This is a genomic window from Pigmentiphaga sp. H8, from assembly GCF_003854895.1.
Lineage (GTDB): Bacteria > Pseudomonadota > Gammaproteobacteria > Burkholderiales > Burkholderiaceae_B > Pigmentiphaga.
On sequence record NZ_CP033966.1, the window covers coordinates 457,592 to 480,690 of the forward strand.

At 68.2% G+C, this 23,099-nt stretch carries 22 protein-coding genes; 6 read left to right on the forward strand and 16 right to left on the reverse strand.

Going from position 1 to position 23,099, the window contains the following annotated elements:
• Window positions 1-37: 37 nt before the first annotated feature.
• Window positions 38-1,033 carry a tripartite tricarboxylate transporter substrate binding protein gene (locus EGT29_RS02210; protein WP_124687496.1) on the forward strand — a complete coding sequence of 332 codons (996 nt, stop codon included), beginning with the start codon at window positions 38-40 and terminating at the stop codon, window positions 1,031-1,033.
• Between the two features lie 52 nt (window positions 1,034-1,085).
• Here EGT29_RS02210 and EGT29_RS02215 read toward each other — a convergent pair whose 3' ends face one another.
• From EGT29_RS02215 to EGT29_RS02225, 3 genes are all read right to left on the reverse strand, one after another.
• The gene (locus EGT29_RS02215) at window positions 1,086-1,613 is read right to left on the reverse strand and encodes a CoxG family protein (protein WP_124687497.1); all 528 of its coding nucleotides are present in this window, start codon (window positions 1,611-1,613) and stop codon (window positions 1,086-1,088) included.
• Window positions 1,614-1,637: 24 nt separating this feature from the next.
• Window positions 1,638-2,177, reverse strand: coding sequence for a cupin domain-containing protein (locus tag EGT29_RS02220; RefSeq protein WP_124687498.1), 540 nt, complete (start codon window positions 2,175-2,177; stop codon window positions 1,638-1,640).
• Between the two features lie 125 nt (window positions 2,178-2,302).
• On the reverse strand, window positions 2,303-2,980 hold the full coding sequence (locus EGT29_RS02225) for a TetR/AcrR family transcriptional regulator (protein ID WP_161567665.1): 678 nt from the start codon (window positions 2,978-2,980) through the stop codon (window positions 2,303-2,305).
• Between the two features lie 183 nt (window positions 2,981-3,163).
• Here EGT29_RS02225 and EGT29_RS02230 point away from each other — a divergent pair, with 183 nt between their 5' ends.
• Window positions 3,164-4,588 carry an aldehyde dehydrogenase family protein gene (locus EGT29_RS02230; protein WP_124687500.1) on the forward strand — a complete coding sequence of 475 codons (1,425 nt, stop codon included), beginning with the start codon at window positions 3,164-3,166 and terminating at the stop codon, window positions 4,586-4,588.
• Window positions 4,589-4,645: 57 nt separating this feature from the next.
• Here EGT29_RS02230 and EGT29_RS02235 read toward each other — a convergent pair whose 3' ends face one another.
• The 9 genes from EGT29_RS02235 to EGT29_RS02275 all read right to left on the reverse strand — a co-directional run bounded on the left by EGT29_RS02235 (window position 4,646) and on the right by EGT29_RS02275 (window position 13,660).
• Window positions 4,646-5,602: a tripartite tricarboxylate transporter substrate binding protein gene (locus tag EGT29_RS02235; RefSeq protein WP_238160512.1), complete on the reverse strand. Its 957-nt coding sequence runs from the start codon at window positions 5,600-5,602 to the stop codon at window positions 4,646-4,648.
• 79 nt (window positions 5,603-5,681) lie between these two features.
• The gene (locus tag EGT29_RS02240) at window positions 5,682-6,221 is read right to left on the reverse strand and encodes a cupin domain-containing protein (RefSeq protein ID WP_124687502.1); all 540 of its coding nucleotides are present in this window, start codon (window positions 6,219-6,221) and stop codon (window positions 5,682-5,684) included.
• Window positions 6,222-6,429: 208 nt separating this feature from the next.
• Window positions 6,430-7,380: a succinylglutamate desuccinylase/aspartoacylase family protein gene (locus tag EGT29_RS02245; protein ID WP_124687503.1), complete on the reverse strand. Its 951-nt coding sequence runs from the start codon at window positions 7,378-7,380 to the stop codon at window positions 6,430-6,432.
• Between the two features lie 2 nt (window positions 7,381-7,382).
• Window positions 7,383-8,366, reverse strand: a complete 984-nt coding sequence (locus tag EGT29_RS02250; protein WP_124687504.1) for a tripartite tricarboxylate transporter substrate binding protein — start codon at window positions 8,364-8,366, stop codon at window positions 7,383-7,385.
• 203 nt (window positions 8,367-8,569) lie between these two features.
• A complete protein-coding gene (locus EGT29_RS02255; RefSeq protein ID WP_124687505.1) occupies window positions 8,570-9,481 on the reverse strand; it encodes a LysR family transcriptional regulator in 912 nt (303 codons plus the stop codon).
• 100 nt (window positions 9,482-9,581) lie between these two features.
• Window positions 9,582-10,328, reverse strand: a complete 747-nt coding sequence (locus EGT29_RS02260) for an amino acid ABC transporter ATP-binding protein (protein WP_124687506.1) — start codon at window positions 10,326-10,328, stop codon at window positions 9,582-9,584.
• A gap of 20 nt (window positions 10,329-10,348) precedes the next feature.
• Entirely contained in the window at window positions 10,349-11,479 is a 1,131-nt protein-coding gene (locus tag EGT29_RS02265; RefSeq protein WP_124687507.1) for an amino acid ABC transporter permease, read from the reverse strand.
• On the reverse strand, window positions 11,479-12,633 hold the full coding sequence (locus tag EGT29_RS02270; RefSeq protein WP_124687508.1) for an amino acid ABC transporter permease: 1,155 nt from the start codon (window positions 12,631-12,633) through the stop codon (window positions 11,479-11,481). Before EGT29_RS02270 ends, EGT29_RS02265 begins: the two co-directional genes overlap by 1 nt.
• Before the next feature lie 7 nt (window positions 12,634-12,640).
• Window positions 12,641-13,660, reverse strand: coding sequence for an amino acid ABC transporter substrate-binding protein (locus tag EGT29_RS02275; protein ID WP_124687509.1), 1,020 nt, complete (start codon window positions 13,658-13,660; stop codon window positions 12,641-12,643).
• Window positions 13,661-13,805: 145 nt separating this feature from the next.
• Between EGT29_RS02275 and EGT29_RS02280 the strand changes: the two genes are divergently transcribed.
• The 3 genes from EGT29_RS02280 to EGT29_RS02290 all read left to right on the forward strand — a co-directional run bounded on the left by EGT29_RS02280 (window position 13,806) and on the right by EGT29_RS02290 (window position 17,113).
• Entirely contained in the window at window positions 13,806-14,501 is a 696-nt protein-coding gene (locus EGT29_RS02280; protein WP_124687510.1) for a cell division ATP-binding protein FtsE, read from the forward strand.
• Window positions 14,498-15,403 (forward strand): ABC transporter permease, encoded by a 906-nt coding sequence (locus EGT29_RS02285; protein ID WP_124687511.1) that lies wholly within the window; start codon window positions 14,498-14,500, stop codon window positions 15,401-15,403. The genes EGT29_RS02280 and EGT29_RS02285 overlap by 4 nt, the downstream gene beginning before the upstream one ends.
• A 126-nt stretch (window positions 15,404-15,529) precedes the next feature.
• The gene (locus tag EGT29_RS02290; protein WP_124687512.1) at window positions 15,530-17,113 is read left to right on the forward strand and encodes a CYTH and CHAD domain-containing protein; all 1,584 of its coding nucleotides are present in this window, start codon (window positions 15,530-15,532) and stop codon (window positions 17,111-17,113) included.
• Here the strand turns inward: EGT29_RS02290 and EGT29_RS02295 are convergent.
• The 4 genes from EGT29_RS02295 to EGT29_RS02310 all read right to left on the reverse strand — a co-directional run bounded on the left by EGT29_RS02295 (window position 17,085) and on the right by EGT29_RS02310 (window position 21,538).
• Window positions 17,085-17,813, reverse strand: coding sequence for an aspartate/glutamate racemase family protein (locus tag EGT29_RS02295; RefSeq protein WP_124687513.1), 729 nt, complete (start codon window positions 17,811-17,813; stop codon window positions 17,085-17,087). The genes EGT29_RS02290 and EGT29_RS02295 overlap by 29 nt on opposite strands.
• A 5-nt stretch (window positions 17,814-17,818) precedes the next feature.
• Window positions 17,819-18,793, reverse strand: a complete 975-nt coding sequence (locus tag EGT29_RS02300; protein ID WP_238160267.1) for an ABC transporter substrate-binding protein — start codon at window positions 18,791-18,793, stop codon at window positions 17,819-17,821.
• 65 nt (window positions 18,794-18,858) lie between these two features.
• Window positions 18,859-20,277, reverse strand: a complete 1,419-nt coding sequence (locus EGT29_RS02305; RefSeq protein ID WP_238160268.1) for an aldehyde dehydrogenase family protein — start codon at window positions 20,275-20,277, stop codon at window positions 18,859-18,861.
• Window positions 20,278-20,422: 145 nt separating this feature from the next.
• Entirely contained in the window at window positions 20,423-21,538 is a 1,116-nt protein-coding gene (locus tag EGT29_RS02310; protein WP_124687515.1) for an AraC family transcriptional regulator, read from the reverse strand.
• A 204-nt stretch (window positions 21,539-21,742) separates the two neighbouring features.
• Between EGT29_RS02310 and EGT29_RS02315 the strand changes: the two genes are divergently transcribed.
• Window positions 21,743-23,083, forward strand: a complete 1,341-nt coding sequence (locus EGT29_RS02315; protein ID WP_124687516.1) for a UbiD family decarboxylase — start codon at window positions 21,743-21,745, stop codon at window positions 23,081-23,083.
• The last annotated feature ends 16 nt before the right edge of the window (window positions 23,084-23,099 follow it).

Consider the following 23,099-nt stretch of genomic DNA (forward strand, 5'->3'; position numbering starts at 1 on the left):
TCCAAGCAGTTCTTACTTCCTGGGAAGGGGTTGAACAATGTCTAGGTTGAACAAGATGCGCGTGTGCGCAGGCGTCGTCGCGGCGCTATCCATGGCGGCTTCGCAGCAGGGCCATGCCGACGTGAGGTTTCCGACCAAGGCGGTGCGCATCGTGGTCGGCTTCACACCCGGCGGCGCGGCGGACCAGACCGCGCGCATCATGGCCGAGAAGCTGGCGGAGAAATGGAAGCCCCACGCCGTGGTGGTCGAGAACGTGATCGGCGCGGGCGGCAACATCGGGGCGCTGAATGTCTACCGGTCCCCGCCGGACGGCCACACCCTGCTGCTGGTCAGCAACACGCACGCGATCAATCGCGTGCTCTACACCGAGACCGAGTTCGACATCACCAAGGACTTCGCCTTCGCCGGCATGATGACGTCGTCGGCCATCGTGATAGCCGTCAATCCCAAGGCCAAGGTCAAGACCATGCCGGAGCTGCTGGCGAAGATGGAGCGGGAAAAGGGCGAGATGAACTACCTGACCTGCGGCGCGGCCACGGCCCACCACTTCGCGATGGAGCTGATCAAGGTCGAGACCCACACCAAGGCCGTGCACGTGCCGCATCGGGGTTGCAGCCCGGCCGTGGTGGATGCGGTCGCGGGACACGTCGACACGGTCGTGGCGACCATGCCCACGGTCCTGCCCTTCATCAAGAGCGGCAAGCTGGTGCCCATCGCGGTCACGTCGGCCAAGCGTTCGGAGTCGGCCAAGGACATTCCCACCGTGGCGGAATCCGGGATTCCCGCGCTGAAGAACTTCTCGGTCGAGAACTACTATGGCCTGGCCGCGCCCGGGGGGACGCCCAAGGAAGTCGTGGCCAAGATCGAAAGCGACGTCCGGCAGGCGCTGGAATCGCCGGAGATCCGCGCCAAGCTGTCGGGGGCGGGCCTGGACGTGTTCTTCCTGGATTCGGCGCGGTCGGCCGACCTGATCAAACGGGACGTGGCGAGCTATGGCGCGGCGGCCAAGACCGCGGGTATCAAGGCGGAGTGAATCAGGGCGCGCCCGGGGCGGGTGGCCCACGCCCCGGCGCTTCTTCGCTTGCCTACGACGGCGTTCCCTCTTTCCTGAACAGCCGCTTCCAGCGAGGGACGGAGTCCCCGCCGGGTTCGACCGCTGCCGCGTCGCCGGCACCTTGCTGCATGAGCGTGTTGAACTTGCCGAAGAAATCATCGGACAGCTTGCGCGCCGCGGCCTCGATCAGCCGCGCGCCCACCTGCGCCAGCTTGCCGCCGATCGAGGCCTCGACGGTGTAGGCCAGGCGCGTGGCATCGGCTTCGGGTTCGAGCCGGACGGCGGCCGTGCCCTTGCCGAATCCGGCGGCGCCGCCCTGGCCCTCGAACTCCAGGCTGTAGGAGGACGGGGCCTGGATGTCCAGCAGCCGCAGCTTGCCCTTGAACTTCGCGCTGACGGGGCCGATGCGCACGCTCATGTCGACCCGATAGGCATGCTCGCCGTCTTCGGTGATGGCATCGCAGCCCGGGATGCATTGCCGCAGCACCTCGGGATCGTTCAGCGCTTCCCACGTCGTCTGCTGGTCCGCCGGCACCAGCTGTTCGCCAACCAGTTGCATCGCTTGTTCTCCTTGAAGGCCTGTCTAGTTGCGGGGGCTGGACGTGAGGTGTGCGTCGCGCTTCTGGAAGAGGTCGTCGCTGGCATAGCCCATGAGTTCGGGTTGCGCACGGCCGAGCATGACCTGGAAGTAGACGGGTTCGAGGCTGCGGTTCTCGTAGCCGTGGATGACGCCGGGCGGGCAGGCGGCGCATTCCCAGGGTGCCAGGCGGCGCCAGGCCTTGTTGCCGGCTTCATCCTGGAAGAAGACGTCCAGGAAGCCCTGCAGGACGAAGAAGACTTCCTCGACCTCGTGGGTGTGGGCGGCGTTTCCCTGTCCGGGCTCGACGTACATGATGCTCAGGGTGAATCCACGGGCGGGGATGGCGGAGGCATCGTCGTGCTTGCCGGAGCCGCCGGCGCCGATGAAGCGGTGCTGGGCGCGCTTGAAGCCTTCGATCCTGGCGTCCTCGAAGGCGGCCCAGTCGGGAGTCTTGTCGCGGAATCGGCCGACGTAGCGGGCGGCGATGTCCTCGAGCGAGGCGTGCTCGAGCTCGGGTGGTCGGGGGTGGCGTGCGGTGGCCATCGTGGGTTCCTCGGGAGTGGATGGAGGGCGATGGCGCGCAACGGCCATCGTACGACCACACGATAGGGTAAATTGACTAAATGGTCAATGTTAAGCGCCGGAAACCAGAGCCGGCGCAACGCCGCTCAATCTTTCTTCAGGTACCGGATCACCATGTCCGCCGCGTGCTCCAGGCGCTGCCGGACCCGCTGCGGCGTCATCAGTTTCTGTCGGAAGATGGCCTCGAAGGTGTGCTGGTTGTTGACGTAGTGGGCGGTCAGCGAGGTGACCGAGATGTAGAGGTCGATGGGATCGATGTCGTCGCGGAAGACGCCCGCCTCGCGGCCGCGGGTCAGCAGCTGTTCGATCGTGTCCAGCAGCGGGTTGTACAGGTCCGAGATGGCCGCGTCGCTGGCGACGTGCCGGCCGCCGGCCAGGTTCTCGCTCATCAGCAGGCGCTGGAACTCGGGGAACTGGACCCAGATCTTGCCCGTGGAGATGACCAGCCGGCGCATGGCCGCTTCGGGGTCCACGGTGCGCAGCTGGATGTCCTGCTGCCGCGCACGGATGTTCTCGTAGGTATGCGTCAGCACCGCGACGAACAGGCCATCCTTGTTGCCGAAGTGGTGGTAGAGCAGGTTCTTGTTCACGCCCGCCCGCAGCGCGATCTCGTCCACGCGCGCGCCTTCGAAGCCTTTCTGCGAGAACTCCTGGATGGAGGCCTCGATGATGGACAGGCGCGTGCGGGCGGCGCTTTCCCGCGGGCCGCTGGTCCGGCGCCGGGGTGTTGCGGGAACGGTGGTGTCTGCTTTTTTTGGAGTCATGGCGGACATGAGAGCCTGAATGCTAGGGGGCCGTGCAAGTGTACATGCAGCGGGATTCACGCCTCGTGCGCGGGCCGGCACGGTGACCACGGGAGTTTCGGTGGCTCGTCTTTAAATTGACTAAATGGTCAAACAATAAATAGAATGGCGCTTGACCCGTTTTCCTGACCTTGCGAGCCTGCCTTGGATATCCTGCACAGCTTCATCGATGGCCAGTCCCTACCCGGCGCCGGGGCGACGATCACGCTGGAGTCGCCCCAGCATGCCGGCCGCGGCATCCACCTGGCCGAGGCCTCCGACGAGCTGTGCGCGCAGGCGGTCGCTTCCGCCCTGGCCGCGTTCCGCCGCCATGCGGCGGCGCCGGTGGTGGAGCGGGCGGCCGTGCTGAACAAGGCGGCGGATCTGCTGGAGACGCGGGTGGATGCGGTGGCGGATCTGCTGGTCAGCGACGTCGGCAAGCCCGTCCGGGTGGCGCGCGTCGAGGTCGTCCGCGGCGTCCAGTTCCTGCGGGCCTGCGCGGTGCAGCTCCAGACGCTGACCGGCGAGATGTTGCCGCTGGACGCCGTCGCGGCGGGCGTGGGGCGGCATGGCCTGGTGCGCCGGGTGCCGTACGGCGTCGTGGCCGCGATCACGCCGTTCAACGCGCCGGTCAACCTGCTGGTGCAGAAAGTGGCGCCGGCGCTGGCGGCGGGCAACGCCGTCGTGGTCAAGCCGCATCCGGCCGGCACGCGCGCGGCGCTGGCCGTTGCCGCGCTGTTCGTGGAGGCGGGGTTGGCGCCGGGGCTGTTCAACGTGGTGTGCGGCGACCGGTCCCCGGCACAGGCCCTGGTGCGGGATGCGCGGGTCCGGGTCGTGACGTTCACGGGCGGCACGGCGGCCGGCGATGCGCTGGCGCGCACGGCCGGCGCCAAGAAGTTCGTGGCGGAACTGGGTTCGAACGCCGCCAACGTGGTGCTGGCCGACGCGGACCTGGCCGACGCCGCCCGCCGCATCGCCGCCGCCGCCTTCGAGGCCAGCGGCCAGCAGTGCGTGTCGGCGCAGCGCGTGATCGTGGAGGCTGCGGCGTACGATGCCTTCCTGCCGCTGTTCGTGGAAGCGGCCCGGGCCCTGCGCGTGGGCAGCGCGGACGACGAGGCCACCGACGTCGGTCCCATGGTTTCGCGCGCGGCCGCCGACCGCGTCATGGACATGGCGCGCCGGTCGGTGGAGCGGGGTTCCCGATATGCCCTGGAGCCGAAGCAGGACGGTTGCCGGGTCAGCCCCGGCATCCTGGTGGATGCGCCCGCCGACAGTCCCATCTGGGCGGACGAGGCCTTCGGCCCGCTGGCCGTCGTGCAGCGCGCCGCCGATGCGCAGGAGGCGCTGCAACTGGCGAACGATTCACCGTTCGGCCTGCAGGGCGCGGTGTTCACCCGCAGCCTGGGCAATGCCTTCCTGTTCGCGGACGGCTTCGAGGTAGGATCCCTGTGGATCAACGAGGCCAGCCGCTTCCGGCTGGACATGTATCCCTTCGGCGGCGCCAAGCAGTCGGGGTTCGGCCGCGAAGGCGTGCGCTACGCGATAGACGAACTGTCGCAGTTGCGCTTCATCGGCATCCGGCCGCTGTAGCGCCAACTACCCCTCCTCGCGGCGTGGGGCGGAGGAGGGGGCTCGGTTTTTCCGCGGTTAGTTGACGGTCGCGCCGGACTGTCTGACGACCACGCGCCACTTCTCGATCTCGGCCTTCAGGAACGCCTGGAACGCTTCCGGACTGCCGCCCATGATGTCGAATCCCTGGCCGATCAACTGCTGCTGGACGTCCGGCCGCGCCAGCACCTTGGCCGATTCGGCGTTGATGGTGTCGACCACCGGGCGCGGCGTACCGGCGGGCGCGACCAGGCCGAACCAGGCCACGGCTTCGAAGCCGGACAGGCCGCTTTCATTCAGCGTGGGAACGTCGGGCAGCCAGGACAGGCGATTGCGGGTCGTGACCGCGAGCAGGTTGACGTTGCCGTTCTTGGCCAGCGCGAGCGCGTTGGGGATGTTGGGAAACATCAGGGTGGTCTCGTTGCGCATGACCGCCGTCAAGGCTTCCGACGAGCCCTTGTAGGGCACGTGCATCAACTGCACGCCGGTCATGGACTTGAACAGTTCGCCCGCCAGATGCTGCGAGGTCCCGTTGCCGCCGGAGCTGAAGCTGAGTTCGCCGGGCTTGGCGCGGGCGGCCTTGACCAGGTCGGCGACGGACTTGATGCCGGAGGCGGGAGAAACCACGAGGGCGTTCGGATTCGAGGCCAGCACGATGATGGGCGCGAAATCCTTGACCGAATCGTAGGGCATCTTCGTGTACAGCGACGGATTGATGGCGTGCGAGCTGACCGAGGCCAGCAGCAGCGTGTAGCCGTCGGGCGGCGCCTTGGCGACGTGCTCGCCGGCGATGTTGCCGCCGGCGCCGGGGCGGTTCTCGACGACGAAGGCGACCTTCAGCGCCTTGCCCAGTTGCTCGGCCATGACGCGCGCCAGCATGTCCGAGGTCGCGCCGGGCGGGGCGGTGACGACGATCCGCACGGGCTTGGCGGGATAGGTGTCGGCGGCGGCCGGGGCCGTCAGTGCAACGGCCGCGCAGATGAATGCCAGTTTCATTCGATTCACAGCGTGTACTCCTGCAAACGAGGGGCGCCGCGCGGGCATCGCTACGCCCGGGGCATGGGCGCGGGGCGGGTCAGACTCGGGGGCTGGATCTGAGGTGTGCGTCGCGCTTCTGGAAGAGGTCGTCGCTGGCATAGCCCATGAGTTCGGGCTGCGCACGGCCGAGCATGACCTGGAAGTAGACGGGTTCGAGGCTGCGGTTCTCGTAGCCGTGGATGACGCCGGGCGGGCAGGCGGCGCATTCCCAGGGTGCCAGGCGGCGCCAGGCCTTGTTGCCGGCTTCATCCTGGAAGAAGACGTCCAGGAAGCCCTGCAGGACGAAGAAGACTTCCTCGACCTCGTGGGTGTGGGCGGCGTTTCCCTGTCCGGGCTCGACGTACATGATGCTCAGGGTGAATCCACGGGCGGGGATGGCGGAGGCATCGTCGTGCTTGCCGGAGCCGCCGGCGCCGATGAAGCGGTGCTGGGCGCGCTTGAAGCCTTCGATTCTTGCGTCTTCGAAGGCGGCCCAGTCGGGAGTCTTGTCGCGGAAGCGGCCGACGTAGCGGGCGGCGATGTCCTCGAGCGAGGCGTGCTCGAGCTCGGGTGGTCGGGGGTGGCGTGCGGTGGCCATCGTGGGTTCCTCGGGAGTGGATGGAGGGCGATGGCGCGCAACGGCCATCGTCCAGCCGCACGATAGGTTGAGTTGACTAGATAGTCAATATATTGAAATGGAAAACTGGATTAAACAGCTATAAATTTGATTGTTTTCAAGATGGATTTTATTGTTATTGACTGAACAGTAAGCAATTGCGGGGCCGGCCGAAACCGGACCCCCATCCTCAGGCGACGCGCCGCGCCAGCCTGACTACGGTCACGCCCGGCACGAGCTGCCGCAGCGACGGCATGACCAGCGTGCAATGGTCGTACGGTGTCGTCACGGGTTCGCCGTCCTGCCAGCCGATGACGGTGCCGGCGCGTTCCAGTTCCTCCAGTCCCTGCCAGGGCTGGGCGAACCGGAAGTCCATGCTGCGCGCGACCACCGGCTGGGTGACCTCGATCGCCTGCTGGGCGTCCGGCGCGGGCGCGATCCATTCGGCGGGAAGGTCGTTCTCGTCGACGATGCCCGAGGCGCGCAGGAAGCGCGCCACCTGGTCCAGCGCCACGGTCCGGCTCTCGATCGCGCCGTGGTAGCCGCATTCGATCAGCAGCGAACGCGTGCCGTTGTCGGCCATCTGGCCGAAGCGGCCGTAGTCGCGCATGCGCACGCCGTCCTTGTGGCCGGCATCGACGATGACGTGGCGCGGCGCGCCCAGCTCGCGGGCCAGCTCCAGGTTGCGCGGCTGCATGCCGGTCAGCAGCAGCGGCGCGCAGGGTTCGTGCATGGAGTGCAGGTCCAGCAGCCAGTCGGCCTGCCGCACCCAGGGCAGCAGCGCGGCGGCGCGCGTGCGCTCGCGGGTGGTGGGGGCGGCGAGCTTGTCGTCGCTCCAGACCCGGTTCAGGTCCTCGTCCAGGTAACGCGAGGCATCATGGCGGGCGACGTCGAAGGTGTCGAACGCGGCCAGGTTGCAGAACGCCAGCGTCAGCTTGCCGCGCCGGGGCCGCAGGCCGGTCTCGAGCGCGGTCTTGACCGCCCAGGCGCCGCACAGCTCGTTGCCGTGCACCAGCGAAGTGACCAGCACATGGCGGCCGGGCGTGCCCGAGTCGAAGTGCCAGACGCCTTCGACGCCGGTGTTGCCGGCACGGACGGCGGACAGGTCGGGCACGGGCAGCAGGAAATCGTGAGTCGCCATCTTCATTCCTCGATCTTGGCGAACTCGACGATGCGCTTGTACTTCTCGGTTTCCTTGCGCTGGAACTGGGCCAGGTCGACACCCGAGGCGGCCACGGTGGATCCCGATTCCTGCATCTTGCTGCGGAACTCCGGCATCTTCAGGACGTCGTCCAGCGCGGCGCGCAGCTTCGTGACCACGGGCGCGGGTACGTTGGCGGGGCCGTACAGGCCGAACCAGATGTCCATGTTGACGTCCTTCAGGCCGGCTTCGGCGAAGGTGGGGATCTCGGGCGCGAGCGGCGCGCGCGAGGCCTGCATCAGGCCGATGGGCACCAGCTTGCCGGCGCGGATGTTGGCCAGCGCGCTCGACAGCACGAACACGCCGAACTGCAACTGGCCGCCCATGATGTCGCTGGCCAGCGGCGCGACGCCGCGGTAGGGTACGTGCACGAGCTGCAGGCCGCCCGCTTCCTTCACGCTTTCGGCCGACAGGTGCAGCGCGGTGCCGACGCCCGAGGTGCCGAAGCTGAACTTGCCGGGATGGGCGCGGGCCTGGGCCAGGAAGTCGGAGATGTTCTTGATGGGCGAATTGGCCGACGCCACCAGCACCATGGGCTGCGTGCTGATCATGCCGATGGGGGTGAAGTCCTTCAGGCCGTCGTACTTGACCGCCTTGTTGATGAGGCTGGCGATGGCCATCTCGTTGGAGGCCCCCAGCAGCAGCGTATAGCCGTCGGGGCGGGCCTTGGCCACGCGCTGGGCGCCGATCGCGCCGCCGGCGCCACCCACGTTCTCGACGATGACGCGTTCGCCGATGCGCTTGGACAGCGCGTCGCCGAACAGACGGGCGGTCAGGTCGGTGCTGCCGCCGGCCGGGTAGCCCACCACCAGGGTGATGGGGCGGGCGGGATAGTCGTCCTGCGCGTGGGCAGGGACGGCGGCGCCGGCGGCACAGGCGGCGAGCGCCAGCATGAGCGCGCGGCGCGTAAGGGTAGGCTGGTTCATGGAGGGGCCCCGTACAGAGCAGTTATCGTGCCGCCATCCTTGCGCACGGCATGGCCGCAAAGGTGCGGATCAGGCACATGTGCGTGCGAATTCGGCCTGCTGTCAGGGTTTGCCCCAGGCCGGTGCGGCAAGCGGGGAATATACGAAACGCTTGATGCCCCGGCTTGGTGCGGGGCACCCGGGACGGCATTCCGCCGCGTCGGTCAGCGCGCGAATTCCGTTGCCGCCCAGACGGCTTCGACCACGTCGGCCTGGCGGGCGCGGGGCCGGTACAGCCGGACTTCGAACGGGACTTCGTCGCTGCGGCCGCCCAGGACCACCATGTTGCGGCGCTGGCAATCGGCCGCCACCATGGACCAGGGCAGCCATGCGACGCCCAGGCCCTTCTTGACGAATTCGTAGACGGCGTCGGCCGAGTCGCAGCGCAGGAACACGTTCATGCCCGCCAGCGGATTGCGCTCGAAATGCTCGCTCAGCAGCCGCTCCATGGACAGGCCGATGCCGTAGGCGATCAGCGGCGTTGCCTGGCTGGCCCCGATCAGGCTGTAGCGGGGCTTGCCCTGCGCATCGGCCACGCTGACCGGCACCAGTTTTTCCGTGGACAGCGTCAGGTGGCGATAGCGGTGGCCGTTCAGCGGCACCGACAGCGCACGGTGTTCGTAGCAGCACAGCATGTCGACCTTGCTTTGCTCCAGCATGCCGGCAAGGTCGGAGGTCGCGCCGGTGATGATGTCGATCTGCGCCTTGCCGCGCAGCGGGCTGCGCGGCATGTGCGTGATGCGGGCCAGCCAGTCGGCCACCAGGGTGCGGGCCAGCGTGCGGCCCGTGCCTATGCGCAGGCTCATGCCCTGGTTGGTGCCGTGGCGCTGGATTTGCGAGCGGGCGTTGGCGACGCTTTCGACCGTGCGTTCGGCGGTCTTGAGCATGACCTCGCCCTCGGGGGTGAGCTGGACCGGCGTGCGATTGCGTTCCACCAGCGGCGAGCCGGCCCAGACTTCCAGCGCGCGGATGCGGCGGCCGAAGGCGGGGTGGGTGACGTGCCGCATTTCGGCGGCGCGCACGAAGCTCTGCGTCCGGGCGAGCGCGATGAGGTCTTCGAAAAGTTTGAGGTCCATGAGTTCCGGATTTTAATGCCTCGGGATGCTCATCCCCGACAGGCTTGCTCAATCGTAATAATTGGGCGTTTCGGGTTCATGGCGCCGCCGCCGGGTCGGATCAGTGCAGGATCTGGCTCAGGAACAGGCGGGTGCGGTCGTTGCGCGGGTTCGAGAAAAAGGCCTCGGGCGTGTTCTGTTCGACGATCTGGCCCTGGTCCATGAAGATCACGCGGTCCGCCACCTGCCGGGCGAAACCCATCTCGTGCGTCACGCACAGCATGGTGATGCCGGTCTCGGCAAGCGAGGTCATCACGTCCAGCACTTCCTTGACCATCTCCGGATCGAGCGCCGAGGTCGGCTCGTCGAACAGGATGATCTTGGGCGACATGCACAGCGATCGCGCGATGGCCACCCGCTGCTGCTGCCCGCCCGAGAGCTGTCCCGGGTACTTGTGCGCCTGCTCCGGAATGCGCACGCGCTCCAGGTACTGCATGGCGGCGGCCTCGGCCTGGGCCTTGGGCTGCTTGAGCACCCAGATCGGGCCCAGCGTCAGGTTCTGCAGGACGGTCAGGTGGGGAAACAGGTTGAAGTGCTGGAACACCATGCCCACTTCCCGCCGGATCGCCTCGATGTCCTTCAGGTCGCTGGTCAGCTCGATGCCGCCCACGGCGATGCGGCCCTGCTGGTGTTCCTCCAGGCGGTTGATGCAGCGGATCAGCGTCGATTTGCCGGAGCCGGAAGGCCCGCAGATGACGATGCGTTCGCCGCGCTCCACGGCAAGGTCGATGTCGCGCAGCACCTGGTACTTGCCGAACCATTTGCTGACGCCTTCCATTTGTATGATCGGCTGCGTGGATGAGGACATGGCGGGTTTCCTGTCGGAGATCATCGTTCCCGGTCCGTGCGCAGGCGCTTCTCCAGCGATTGGCTGTAGCGCGACATCGCGAAGCAGAACACGAAGTAGATGGCGGCGATGAACAGATAGGCCTCGACCGAGAAACCCGGCCAGGCAGCATCGGCCAGCGAGGCCTTGGCCGACTGGGTGAGGTCGAAGATGCCGATGATCACCACCAGCGAGGTGTCCTTGAACACCAGGATGAACATGCTGACCAGCGGCGCGATGATGGTCTTGAGCGCCTGCGGCAGGATGATCAGGCGCATTTGCTGCCAGTAGCCCAGGCCGATCGAGTCGGCGCCCTCGTACTGGCCCCTGGGGATGGCCTGCAGGCCGCCGCGCACCAGTTCGGCCAGGTAGGCGGCGGCGAACAGGATGATGGCGATCTGCGCGCGCAGCAGCTTGTCTATGCTCATGCCTTCCGGCAGGAACAGCGGCAGCATGACCGAGGACATGAACAGCAGGCTGATCAGCGGCACGCCGCGTATCAGTTCGATGTAGACCACGCACAGGGCCTTGATGGCGGGCAGGCGCGAGCGGCGCCCCAGCGCCAGCAGCACGCCCAGCGGAAAGGCCAGGCCCATGCCGAAGGTCGCCAGGATCAGCGTCAGCGGCAGGCCGCCCCACAGCGTGTTTTCGACGTATTGCAGGCCCAGCACGCCACCCCACATCAGGATGCCGGTGGCCGTCAGCGCGACGATCCAGATCAGCGCCAGCCAGCGGTTCCAGAAGCGGCGCAGGCAACTGGCCACGACGGCGCCGATCAGCAGCGCGCTGGCCAGCAGCGGGCGCCATTGTTCGTCGTAGGGATACAGGCCGAACAGGATCAGCCGGTGCTTCTCGGCGATGAAGGCCCAGCACGCGCCGCCGGCCTCGCGGCATTCCTGCGCCGACGAGGCGACGAAGGTCGCGCGTACCAGCCCCCATTCCACCAGCGCCGGCACGATCATCAGCAGCAGCCAAGCCACCAGCAGCGTCAGTACGACGTTCAACGGAGACGAGAAGAGGCCCCCCCCTACGCGCTTCGCGCGCCCCCCAGGGGGCGGCGCTGGCGGACCGGCGGAGCCGGATCCGCGGCGCTCTGGAGCAGAGTCATCGTCGATGAAGGACGCCGCCTCCATTAGCGTTCTACCAATGCCATGCGGCGGTTATACAGGTTCATCAGCACCGATATCGTCAAGCTGACCGCCAGGTACACGGCCATGATGATCAGCACGCCCTCGATCGCCTGGCCGGTCTGGTTCAACGTCGTGTTGGCGATCGAGACGATGTCCGGATAGCCGATGGCGACGGCCAGCGAGCTGTTCTTGGTCAGGTTCAGGTACTGGCTGGTGACGGGCGGGATGATGACCCGCAGCGCCTGGGGCAGCACGACCAGCCGCAGGACCTTGCTGCGCCGCAGGCCCAGGGACTCGGCGGCTTCCCACTGGCCGCGGTTCACGGACTGGATGCCGGCGCGCACGACTTCGGCGATGAAGGCCGCCGTATAGATCACGAGCCCGAACAGCAGGGCCGTGAACTCGGGGGTGAGCGTGGCGCCGCCCGTGAAGCCGAATCCTTGCAGGTGGGGCACGTCGAACTGCATGGGCGCGCCGCCCGCCAGCCAGCCCGCCAGCGGCAGTCCGACCAGCAGCGCGACGACCCAGTGGGCGATGGGGCGCACGTCCCCGCTGTGCTGCTGGCGCCGCCGCATCCAGTGCGCCAGCGCCAGCGATAGCGCGACCGCCAGGCCGAAGCCCGCCGCGGCCAGATCGAAGCCCAGGTGGTCGGCTGGCAGCGGCAGCTTGATGCCGCGATTGGACAGGAACACGCCGGGCAGGAGCTCCAGCGCCTGGCGGGCCGGGGGCAGGGTCTCGGTGACCAGCGCATACCAGAGGAAGAGCTGCAACAGCAGCGGCGTGTTGCGCATCAGCTCGACGTACACCGACGCCAGCCGTGCCACCAGCCAGTTGCGCGACAGGCGCGCGATGCCCACCACCGTGCCCAGGATGGTGGCCAGCACGATGCCGGCCGCCGCCACGCGCAGCGTGTTCAGCAGGCCCACCAGGATGGCCCGCGCGTAGGTGTCCTGCGGGTCGTAGCGGATGGGGGCCTCGCCGATGGCGAAGCCCGCCTCGCGCCCTAGGAAGCCGAAGCCCGACGAGATGTTGCGGGCCGCCAGATTGGCCAGCGTGTTCGAGACCAGGAACCAGGCCAGCCCGGCGACGGCGGCCAGGGCCAGGGCCTGGTACACCGTCGACCGGACGGAGGGATTGCTCCAGCTCAACCGGGACATGCGCGCGTCAGCGGATGGGCAATGCGTACATCAGGCCGCCCTTGGTCCAGAGGGCGTTGGCGCCGCGCTGCATTTTCAAGGGGCTGCCCTGGCCGAGGTTGCGCTCGAAGCTCTCGCCGTAGTTGCCGACCTGCTTGACGATGTTGTAGGCCCACTTCTCGTCCACGCCCAGGTTCTTGCCGGCGCCGGGCGTCACGCCCAGGATGCGCTGCACGTTGGGATTGGCGCTCTTGGCCATTTCATCGACGTTCTTGGACGTGATGCCGTATTCCTCGGCCTCGATCATCGCGTTCAGCGTCCACCGGACGATGGCCGCCCACTGTTCGTCGCCCCGGCGCACCATGGGTCCCAGCGGTTCCTTCGAGATCAGCTCGGGCAGCACGACATAGTCGTCCGGGTTGGACAGCTTGGTGGTGCGGATCACGTTCAGCGCCGAGATGTCGGTGGTGTAGGCGTCGCAGCGGCCCGCGGCGAAGGCGCGGACCAGTTCGTCGAACTTGTCGATGACCACGGGCTTGAACGTCATCTTGTTGGCGCGGAACCAGTCGGCCAGGTTCAGTTCGGTGGTGGTGCCCGGTTGCAGGCAGATGGCCGCCTGGTTGAGTTCCTTCGCGCTCTTGACGCCCAGCTTCTTCGATACCAGGATCCCCTGGCCATCATAGAAGTTCACGCCCACGCCGGTCAGGCCCAGCGCCGCGTCCCGCTGCAGCGTGATGGAGGTGTTGCGGGGCAGGACGTCGACCTCGCCCGACTGCAGCGCGGTGAAGCGCTGCTGGGTATTGAGCGGGGTCAGCTTGAACTTGGTGGCGTCGCCGAACAGCGCGGCCGCGACGGCCTTGCACAGGTCCACGTCGATGCCGGTCCAGTTGCCCTTGCTGTCGGGGTTGCTGAAACCGGCCACGCCGGTCGAGACGCCGCACTGCACGAAGCCCTTCTTCTTGACGGCGTCCAGCGTGGGGCCGGCGTGGGCGGCATGCGCGGCGCCCAGCATCAGGGCGGCGGCGAGGAAGGTTTTCAGTGCTTTCATGGCGGGCTCCTTGCGCGGACGGCCCTGGACTATAAAGCATCGCCGGCCACGGCCTCCTTGGGGAAACGTACCGTAGCATGTGTTCGGTATGATGAAAACCTCGGGGCCTGTCGCCTCCGGACGGCCCAGGTTATATTTCGACCTCATGATCGAATTCCAGCAAGTCTACAAATCCTATGGCCGCGGCATCGATACGCTGGCCGACGTGACCTTCGGCATCGCCCAGGGCGAATTCGTCTTCGTCTCCGGCCCTTCCGGGGCGGGCAAGTCGACCCTGCTGAAGCTCATCGCGGGGCTGGACGTCCCCAACCGGGGCACCGTCCTGGTCAACGGGAAGAACGTCGGCAAGCTGCCCGGCCGTTTCCGCCCCTACCTGCGGCGCGCCATCGGCACCATCCTGCAGGACGTGCACCTGTTGAGCGACCGCAGCGCCTTCGAGAACGTGATGCTGCCTCTTACCGTGACCGGCCATTCGCGCGCGGCCGCCGCCAAGCGCGCGCACGCCGCCATCGAGCGGGTCGGCCTGTCGGGCAAGGACAGGCTGCGGCCGCAGGAGCTGTCCGGCGGCGACCAGCAGCGGCTGGCCATCGCGCGGGCCATCGTCAACCGTCCCGGCCTGTTGATCGCCGACGAACCCACCGCCAACCTGGATCGCGAGAGCGCCCGCCGCATCGTCGAGGTCTTCCGCGACTTCAACCGCGTGGGGGTGACCACGATCCTGGCCACGCACGACGAAAGCCTGATCACCGACTACGCCACGCGCGTGCTGCTGGTCAAGGAAGGCCGGGTCACCGACGGCGGCAAGCGCACGCCGCGGCTGGGCGGGGAGGTCCTGGCATGAGCCCCCTGATCCGCCAACATCGCTACGCGCTGGGCGTGACCCTGCGCCGGCTGCTGTCGCAGCCGTTCTCGTCCGTCGCCAACATCCTCGTCATCACGCTGGCGCTGGCCATTCCCCTCTTGGGCGCGGCGGCGCTGATGTCGCTGCGGCCGGTGGCCAGCCACCTGACGGCCGATCCCGAGATGACCGTCTTCATGGAGGTCAGCGCCACGCCGGCCGAGACCGGCGCCGTGGCCGACCGGATCCGGCGCGACCACGCCAGCGAGATTCAGGCCCTGCGTGTGATCAGCCGCGACCGGGCCCTGTCCGAGCTCAAGGCCAACCCGGCCTACGCCCAGGCCCTGGCGGTGCTGCCCGACAACCCTCTGCCCGACGCCATCGTGGTAACGCTGGAAGGCGAGGACCTGGCCCAGCGGTCGGCCAAGCTCGCCGCCCTGTGGAAGACCTGGGCCAAGGTCGACATGGTGCAGGTGGACAGCGCCTGGGTGCAGCGGCTGGAGGCCATCCTGCGCTTCGCCCGCGCGAGCCTGCTGTTCCTGGCCCTGGTGGTGGCGGTGGCCGTGCTGGCGGCAGTGTTCAACACCGTGCGCATGCAGGCCCTGTCCCAGCGCGAGGAAATCGGCGTCGCGCGGCTGGTGGGCGCCACCGAGTCCTTCGTGCGGCGGCCTTTCCTGTACCTGGGGGCGATCAGTTGCGGCGTGGCGGCGTTGGCCGCGATCGGGCTGGTGGCCGTGGTGCTGGATCCGCTCAATGCCGCGCTGGCGGACCTGGCCCGCACCTACGGGACCGAATTCGCGCTGCGCCTGCCGCAGTGGGAATGGCTGGCGGCGTTCGTGGTCGGGGTGGCCCTGCTGGGGGCGCTGTCGGCGCGCTGGTCGGTCACCCGGAATACCCGCTTCTGATTTCGTCGTGGCGGCACGGGCTGCCGCGGTCGAGAATTGTGACGGTCAGATGACCTGTCATCATTTTCGGGGGCGGCGAGCTCTACCATGTCGGGAATTTCCCGTCATCGCTCGCTTTCCGCCCTCATGCTAGAACAAGAACTCAAGTTTTCCGTCCCCTGGGCCGCGCGCAAGGCTGTCGCCGGCCAGGTCGTTTCCCTGTCATCCGCGCCCCGCACGCATCTGCGCGCGATGTACTTCGACACCCCCGACAGGCAACTGGCCCGCCAACGCGCGGCGATCCGGCTGCGCCAGGAAGGCCGCAAGTGGGTGCAGACCTTCAAGATGGCCGGTGCCGACGCCATGTCCCGCGTCGAACTGAACCATCCCAGTCCCGGCCGGGCCCTGGACCTGTCCGTCTACGCCGGCACGCCGGCCGAAGCGGTGCTGGCGGGGCTGGGCGCCGGGTTGGGTGTGCGCTACGAGACCGACGTCTGGCGCAAGACGGCCGCGGTGCGCACCCGCGCGGGTTCGGTGGAGGTGGCCTACGATGTGGGCACGATCCGGGCGCAGGGACTGGAGCTGCCGGTGTGCGAGCTGGAGTTCGAGCTGATGTCCGGGCGGCCCCAGGCGCTGTTCATCGTGGCCGGCCGCTGGCTGGCCCGGCACGGCCTGGTGCTGGACCTGCGCAGCAAAGCCGAGCGCGGCGACGGGCTGGCCAATGCCGCAGCCCGCATCGCCGCCGCGCCGCTGGACGAACGGCCCCAGGTCAGGGAAGCGGAGATCGCCGCGTTCTGGGCGCCGCGCTTTGCCACCGGGATCGGGCTGGGCCAGGACGAGACGCCCGATCAGGCGCTGGCCGCGATGACCGCTGAATGCTTCGAGCAGATCGCTCGCAACGCGGCGCCGCTGGCGGCAGCCGACGCGCCTCCCGGGGTACGGCTGGGGGGCGCCGAACACGTGCACCAGTTGCGTGTCGGCATGCGCCGGCTGCGCTCGGCATGGAAGCTGCTGGACGGCAATGCCGAATTGCCCCCGGCGGCGTTGCAGGAGGGGGCGCGCCGGCACTTCGCCGACTTCGGCCGGGTCCGCGACCAGGACGTCATGGGCGGCGAGGTCCTGTCCACGCTGGTCGATGCCGGCATGCCGCCCCTGGCGTGGCAGCCGGAGGCCGGGCCCGATGCGGCCACCCTGGCATCGTCCGTGGACTTCCAGTCGTGGCTGCTGGGCCTCCTGGCCTGGAACGTGGGCATACGCGAGCCGGCTCCCAGCCTGCCCATGGCCGGCGGGCTGCCGGCGGCCGAACCGGCGGCGCCCGCGCCGGCGCGTCCCGTCCGCCTTGCGCGCGCGGTCACGCCGCGCCTGGACAAGTGGCACCGCCGGCTGGTCCGCGAGGGACGCCATTTCGTGCGTCTGGAAGACGAGCGCCGCCACGCCCTGCGCAAGCTGGCCAAGCGCCTGCGCTACGGGCTGGCCCTGTCGGCGCCCCTGTACCGGGCGGCGCGCGTGCGGGCCTATCGCAGGCAGCTTTCGGCGCTGCAGGACATCCTGGGCGAGATCAACGACCTGGTCGTGGCGCGCACGCACTATGCCTCGCTGGCCGACGCGCATTCCCAGGCCTGGTTCGCGCTGGGATGGATCGCCGCCCGGCTGCGCGAGCTGGAGGTCCAGGCCGAGACGGCCTTCGGCGCGCTGGCCGAGGTCAGGGTGCCCTGGAAGGCCCGGCGGTGAAGGCGCGGGGCCGCAGGCCCGCGTGGAACCAGGACACCAGGGTATAGGTATCGAACACCGGCAGCCCCAGCTCGGCTTCGACCGCCGCCGAATGGACCGGGAAGTTCGCGCATTCGCTGACGATGGCACCGACCTCGGGGTGCCGGGCGACCAGCCGGCGGGCCGCCGCGACGACCTCCCGCTCGTGCGCCGCGAGGTCGAACGTCGTCCGGTTCTCCAGCAGGTCGCGCTTGAACAGCGAACCGGGCGGCAAGCCCTCGACCGGCGGCGTGCCGGCTACGCCCACGCCGTGGAAGTGGGCGGGCGTCAGGGCCTCGGCCACGGGCGTCAGCACGCCTACGGTCCTGCCGGGCGGCAGCAGCGCCTGCGCCATGGGAATCTGCAGCAGGCTGGAGGTGGCGACGGGCACCGGGCAGCACGCGGCCAGCTCGCGTTGCAGCACCGCCAGGAAACCGCAGCTGGTCACGATGCCGTCCACCCCCATGGCCGCCAGCCCGGCGGCCGCCCGTGCGAACAGGTCCAGCGTGCCGCCGGCCTCGGGGCCGGCGACGCGGGCGCCGGTCGCGCCCTGGACCACCGCATACTGCACCGGGAAAGGCCAGGTGGCCGCGTGGCCGATGTCGCCCGGGACGCGCTGGAAGCCCGTGTCCAGCAGCAGGATGCCGATGGAGACGCCGTGCAGGGTACGGGCGCGGGCCATGCGGCTCAGTCCACGAAGCAGTTGCAGTGCTCGAAGGCCGCCGGGACGGGCTTGCCCAGCTGGGCGAATTTCTTGCGGCTGATCAGCGCGGCGTAGTCCTTGCGGCCAGGCTTGATGGGGGCGAGCTCGGTGGTCTTGCGGCCCTTGAGCAGTTCGGCCGCCAGCTGGGCGGCGTGCGCGCCCTGCACCTGGTAGGACGCGGCGTAGGACACGGCAACCACCCCCTTCTTGATCAGCTCGGTTTCCGCGCTGAGGATGGGGATGCGGTAGCGGTCGGTAACCGAGGCCAGCGCCGGCATCGAGGACTGCACCAGGCTGGAGCCGATGGCATAGACGAAGTCGACGCCCGACAGCATCTGGGTGCGCTGCTGCACGTCGATGGCCGCATCCACGCTGACCGCCTGCAACGCCAGGCCGGCCCGCTTGGCGGCGCCTTCGATGGATTTCATGGCGACCACGTCGTTGGCTTCCCCGGGGGCGTACAGGACGCCGAACTTCTTCGCGTCGGGAAAGATCTGGCGGGCGAACTCCAGCACCGCGTCGTAGTCCATCGCGCTGGCCGAACCCACGAAGCGGGGCCCGCCCTGGTTCCAGTTCGGCACCAGCCCGGCGGCAACCGGGTCGCTGATCAGCACGAACACCAGCGGGATGCGCTTGTCGCTGACGCTGGTGATGGCGGCCTGCGACACCGGTGTGGTCACGGTCAGGATGACCGAGGGCTTGTTGGCCTCGATCTGGTTCAGGATCTGCGGGATCATGGCCGGCGTGAAGTTGGCGTCGCTGTAGACGAAGCGCACGTTCTTCCCGTCCACGTAGCCCAGCCTGGCCAGTTCCTGCTTGAAGCCCGACACGCTCTGGTCCAGGGCCGGATGCGGACCGAAGTTGGCGATGCCCACGACCATGGGTTCCTGCGCGCCCGCCGCGCAACTGGCCACGAGGGCCGTTCCGGCCACCAGCCGTCCGAGAAGTTTGCCCAGCACGGTTTTTCTCCTGCCAAGAACGGGAAACGCCCGCGCGCCGCTTGGCCGGCGCGCGGGCGCGAGTGTCAGGCCTCGAGTTCCGAAAGTTCGGTCAGGGGCTTGATGCCGCCTTCGTTGGCGATCAGCGCGCGCTTGCGGACGTAGCGCAGGATGCTGGTCGCGCCATAGCGCGAGCCGCCCATGCCGGACATCTTGAAGGCGGTTTTCTCGCCGTCGAACATCATGCCGCGCTGCAGCTCGGTGTCGTTGATGCTGACACCGCCCGCCTCCATCAGCGTCGCGAAATCGCCCGCGGTGTGGGTGTCGGGACCGAACACGGCGCCCGACAGGCCGAAGACCGTGTCGTTGACCAGATGGGCGGCTTCCTCGACGGTGCTGAATTTCATGACCGGCACGACGGGGCCGAAGGTCTCTTCGGTCATGACCGCCATGCTGTGATCCACCCCGGTGACGATGGTGGGATCCAGCCAGATCGCGCCGCCCACGTTTTCGACCTTGCCGCCCGACAGGATGCGGGCGCCGCGCGCCACCGCGTCCTGGAGCTGGGCTTCGACGATGGCGCCCTGGGCCTCGAAGATGAACGGGCCGTAGTGGCCGCCGTCTCCCGCCGCGTGGCTGCGCCGCAGCGTGGCGGCCTGCCGCAGCAGTTCGGCGACGAACTCGTCATGCACCGAGGCATCCACGTACACGCGTTCGATCGCATAGCAGACCTGCCCGGTGTTGTAGATGGCGCTGCGCAGGATGCTGGTGGCGGCGCGGGCGAGATCCGAGCCCGCCAGCACCACCGCCGGATCCTTGCCGCCCAGTTCCAGGAAGGCAGGGATGAAGGCTTCGGCCGCGGCAAGCGCGATCCTGCGGCCGGTCTTGATGCTGCCCGTGAAGACGATGGCATCGCTGTTGGCCACCACGGCCTGCCCGGTCTCGGCCCCGCCGCGTACCAGGGTGATGATGTGCGCCAGCTCGGGCACGTCGTCGATCGAGCGCTGCAGCGGTTCCACGAAGCGCGGCGTGACCTCGCTGGGCTTGACCATCACGGCCGCGCCGGCGACCAGCGCCGGGATCGCGTCGATGAAGGACAGCACCAGCGGAAAATTCCAGGGGCTGATGACGCCCACCAGCGGGTAGGGCACCAGGGTGGTCTTGAAGATGATCTCGTCGTTGTGCGAGAACTTGCGGAAGGGCTGGGCCAGCACCTGGGGCGCCGCCTCGCAGTAGCCGTGGATGAAGTGCTCGACGGCGCCGAGTTCTTCGTGGGAGATGCGCGTGCGGCCGGTGTCGACGCTGAGCGCCGCGGCGATCTCGGTGGCATGCCGGCCCAGGGCCTCGGCCCATTTCTTCAGGATGGCGACGCGGCGCTCCAGGCCGCCCGAGAACCAGGCGCGCTGCGCCTCGCGCGCCGCCTTGGCCTTGGCGGCGATGTCCGCCGGGCTGGTGGATTCGAACCGGTAATCCCGTTCGCCGCTGCGTGGATTCCGTACTTCCATGACTGCCATTGTGTGCCTCGCTAGTTGTTCCCATCGGGGATGGGACGATCCTATGCGAAGCATGGGGCGGCAATCAGCCCGGGATGCGCATCACTGCCGATTTCCTAGAAAAGTCATCTGTTTCCCGAAAGCGGGCCGGATGCGATCAATGCGTACCCGGCGGATGCAGCGGGTCGCCGGCGTGGCGGGCCAGGACTTCCTCGGCGCTGCCCATGCGGCGGGCGTCCTTGGGCGCGAAGCCGAAGTGCTCGCGGAACGAGGCGGTGAAGCTGGTCTGGTGCTGGTAGCCCACGGCGCAGGCCACCTCGTTGACGGACAGGCGGTCCTGGATGAGCAGGTTCAGCGCGCGGTTCATGCGGTGGCTGTGGCCGAACTCGAACACCGTCATGCCGTACAGGAACTTGAAGCCGCGCTTGAGCTTGGACGTGTTGGTGCCCACCGCGCGCGCCAGTTCCGGGATGGTGGGCACGCGCGTCATGTCCGACAGCATGATGTCGCGCGCCTTCTCGATCAGGCGCAGGTCGCGGGTGGAGAACACGCCCGGGGCGTTCTCGCTTTCTATGTGGTTCTGCCACAGGTCCAGCGAGGCGCACAGGATCTCGCTGGCCTTGGCCTCGGCCAGCAGCAGGCGGCGATAGCCCTGGTAGGGGTTGGCCAGCAGTTTCTCGATGGCGTGCAGCACTTCCACGCCCACCGGCATCTGGTGGCAGAAGACCTGTTCGTTGCCCACGGCGTCCAGCTTCTTCTGGAAGGCGTTGCCGGCGCCCAGCGAGGCGCGGACGAAGGCGTCGAAATAGGCCTGCGTGACGTACATGCTGACCATGCGCCAGGATCCGGGGCCGCAATGCACCTGGTAGAGCATGTCGTCGCCCTGCTGCACCACCGTCAGGTTGGGCGAGCCGATCTGCACTTCGCCCGATTCCGAGAACTCGACGCGCGCGGGGCCCTTGAGCACGAAGTGGAATTCGACGAAGCCTTCTGGCAGCACGCTTTCGGTGCGTTCCTTCGTGTAGCGGCAACTGGTGATGACCAGGAAGATCTCGTCCCGCAGGCTGATCAGTTCCCAATAGCCCTCGGACGGATCCTGGGAAACGGCCACGCGCTGGCCGTAGATGCCGGGGCCCTTGGCCTGGGGAATGGCGTGCTCGGCCGTCGCGCGCAGGCTGTGGAAGGCTTCGGTGGTCCGGGCATGCCGGCCCGCCAGCCGCGTCCTGAACAGTCCGTCGTCGCTCTGGTCGGGACGAAAGGGGAAGGTATTCATCGGCACTCCGTGCGGTCGGACATTCGGCGGTGGCATACGGTACGGTGGCGCGGTCGACCAGGCAATCCGGGCTAACACGCGTATGGCGTCGCCCGCGACATCAAGTTGTTCCGTAATCCTAGGTTTTCGCCACATCCGGCAAAGAAGCGCGGCGTCGGCCGTTGCTATCGTCGGACCTTCATCCCACGCAAGACCTTCACATCGATGAGACACTACCTCGACAAGCTCCAGTCCCGGGGCGAGCTGGTCGTCGTCCACAAGGAAGTGGATCCGCGCTTCGAGGCCGCCGCGATCGCCCGCAGGCTTCAGTCCGAGTCCAGGCAGGCGGTGCTGTTCTCCCATGTCCGGGGCAGCGCGCTGCCCGTGGTCATGAACGTCTACAGCGAACACCAGCGCCTGCGCGAAATCATCCGCTGCGGACGCAAGACCTTCTGCGAACGCCTGGGCGAGGAGATCGCGCTGGCGGCCACGCTGGGGCAGGGCGCCTGGATGGAAGATACCGATCCCGGCGACGACTGGTGCTCGGGCACGCTGTCCGACCTGCCCATCCTGACCTATCACGAGCGCGACGGCGGTGCCTACATCACCTCGGGCATCTTCCTGGCGAAGCATCCCGACAGCGGCGTGCCCAACCTGTCGTTCCACCGGTCGATGAAGGTCTCCGACGGCGAATTGCGCGTACGCCTGGGCAGCACGCACGACCTGGCGCGCTTCCAGCAGGCGGCCGAGCGCGACGGCAAGCCGCTCGAGGCGGCGATCCTGGTCAGCGCCGCGCCCGAACTGTTCATGGCGGCCTGCGTGTCGCTGCCGCCGGATGCCAGCGAACTGGCCCTGGCCGCGGCCATACGCGGCGGGCCGCTGCGCATGAGGCGGTGCAGGACCATCGACCTGTCGGTGCCGGCCGCGGCCGACATCGTGATCGAGGGCCACATCCTGCCCAACGAACGCCGTCCGGAGGGCCCCTTCGGCGAGTTCATGGGCTACTACGTCGAGGTGGGCGACAACCACGTGTTCGAGGTCACCCACGTCGGATGGCGCAAGGGCGCCGTCTTCCACGGTCTGATCTGCGGCTCCAGGGAGGACCTGCGGCCGCTGGAGGCGGCCACGGCCGCGCGCATCTACCAGGCGCTCAAGGCCCAGGTGCCGGGCGTGCTGGACGTCTCGTGTCAGCCCACGGTCATGAACACCATCATCAAGATCCGCAAGCAGTACGAAGGCCACGGCGGCCACGCGCTGCTGGCGGCGATGGGATCGCACCTGGACTACAACAAGTTCTGCGTGGTGGTGGACGAGGACGTCGACATCTACGACATGGACGAGGTGGTCTGGGCGTTCGTGACGCGCGGCCGCGCCGACACCCGCACCATGGTGGTGCCCAACGTGCCGGGCTTCTATCGCGATCCGCACAAGGACCATTGGGGACGCCTGGCGCTGGATGCGACGCGCCCGTGGGGCCGGGAGGCGGAGTTCGCGCGCAAGCGGATCCCGGGCGAAGACACGGTGGACCTCGCGGAGTACCTGGGCTCGCAGTGGCCCGCGGCGTAGCGGCGGGCACCGGCGT

Bases quoted from the DNA above. Each gene is read 5' to 3' on its own strand.
- EGT29_RS02210 (WP_124687496.1), top strand. From the start codon at position 38: ATGTCTAGGTTGAACAAGATGCGCGTGTGCGCAGGCGTCGTCGCGGCG.
- EGT29_RS02215 (WP_124687497.1), bottom strand. From the start codon at position 1,613: ATGCAACTGGTTGGCGAACAGCTGGTGCCGGCGGACCAGCAGACGACG.
- EGT29_RS02220 (WP_124687498.1), bottom strand. From the start codon at position 2,177: ATGGCCACCGCACGCCACCCCCGACCACCCGAGCTCGAGCACGCCTCG.
- EGT29_RS02225 (WP_161567665.1), bottom strand. From the start codon at position 2,980: ATGACTCCAAAAAAAGCAGACACCACCGTTCCCGCAACACCCCGGCGC.
- EGT29_RS02235 (WP_238160512.1), bottom strand. From the start codon at position 5,602: ATGAAACTGGCATTCATCTGCGCGGCCGTTGCACTGACGGCCCCGGCC.
- EGT29_RS02240 (WP_124687502.1), bottom strand. From the start codon at position 6,221: ATGGCCACCGCACGCCACCCCCGACCACCCGAGCTCGAGCACGCCTCG.
- EGT29_RS02245 (WP_124687503.1), bottom strand. From the start codon at position 7,380: ATGGCGACTCACGATTTCCTGCTGCCCGTGCCCGACCTGTCCGCCGTC.
- EGT29_RS02250 (WP_124687504.1), bottom strand. From the start codon at position 8,366: ATGAACCAGCCTACCCTTACGCGCCGCGCGCTCATGCTGGCGCTCGCC.
- EGT29_RS02255 (WP_124687505.1), bottom strand. From the start codon at position 9,481: ATGGACCTCAAACTTTTCGAAGACCTCATCGCGCTCGCCCGGACGCAG.
- EGT29_RS02260 (WP_124687506.1), bottom strand. From the start codon at position 10,328: ATGTCCTCATCCACGCAGCCGATCATACAAATGGAAGGCGTCAGCAAA.
- EGT29_RS02265 (WP_124687507.1), bottom strand. From the start codon at position 11,479: ATGGAGGCGGCGTCCTTCATCGACGATGACTCTGCTCCAGAGCGCCGC.
- EGT29_RS02270 (WP_124687508.1), bottom strand. From the start codon at position 12,633: ATGTCCCGGTTGAGCTGGAGCAATCCCTCCGTCCGGTCGACGGTGTAC.
- EGT29_RS02275 (WP_124687509.1), bottom strand. From the start codon at position 13,660: ATGAAAGCACTGAAAACCTTCCTCGCCGCCGCCCTGATGCTGGGCGCC.
- EGT29_RS02280 (WP_124687510.1), top strand. From the start codon at position 13,806: ATGATCGAATTCCAGCAAGTCTACAAATCCTATGGCCGCGGCATCGAT.
- EGT29_RS02285 (WP_124687511.1), top strand. From the start codon at position 14,498: ATGAGCCCCCTGATCCGCCAACATCGCTACGCGCTGGGCGTGACCCTG.
- EGT29_RS02290 (WP_124687512.1), top strand. From the start codon at position 15,530: ATGCTAGAACAAGAACTCAAGTTTTCCGTCCCCTGGGCCGCGCGCAAG.
- EGT29_RS02295 (WP_124687513.1), bottom strand. From the start codon at position 17,813: ATGGCCCGCGCCCGTACCCTGCACGGCGTCTCCATCGGCATCCTGCTG.
- EGT29_RS02305 (WP_238160268.1), bottom strand. From the start codon at position 20,277: ATGGAAGTACGGAATCCACGCAGCGGCGAACGGGATTACCGGTTCGAA.
- EGT29_RS02310 (WP_124687515.1), bottom strand. From the start codon at position 21,538: ATGAATACCTTCCCCTTTCGTCCCGACCAGAGCGACGACGGACTGTTC.
- EGT29_RS02315 (WP_124687516.1), top strand. From the start codon at position 21,743: ATGAGACACTACCTCGACAAGCTCCAGTCCCGGGGCGAGCTGGTCGTC.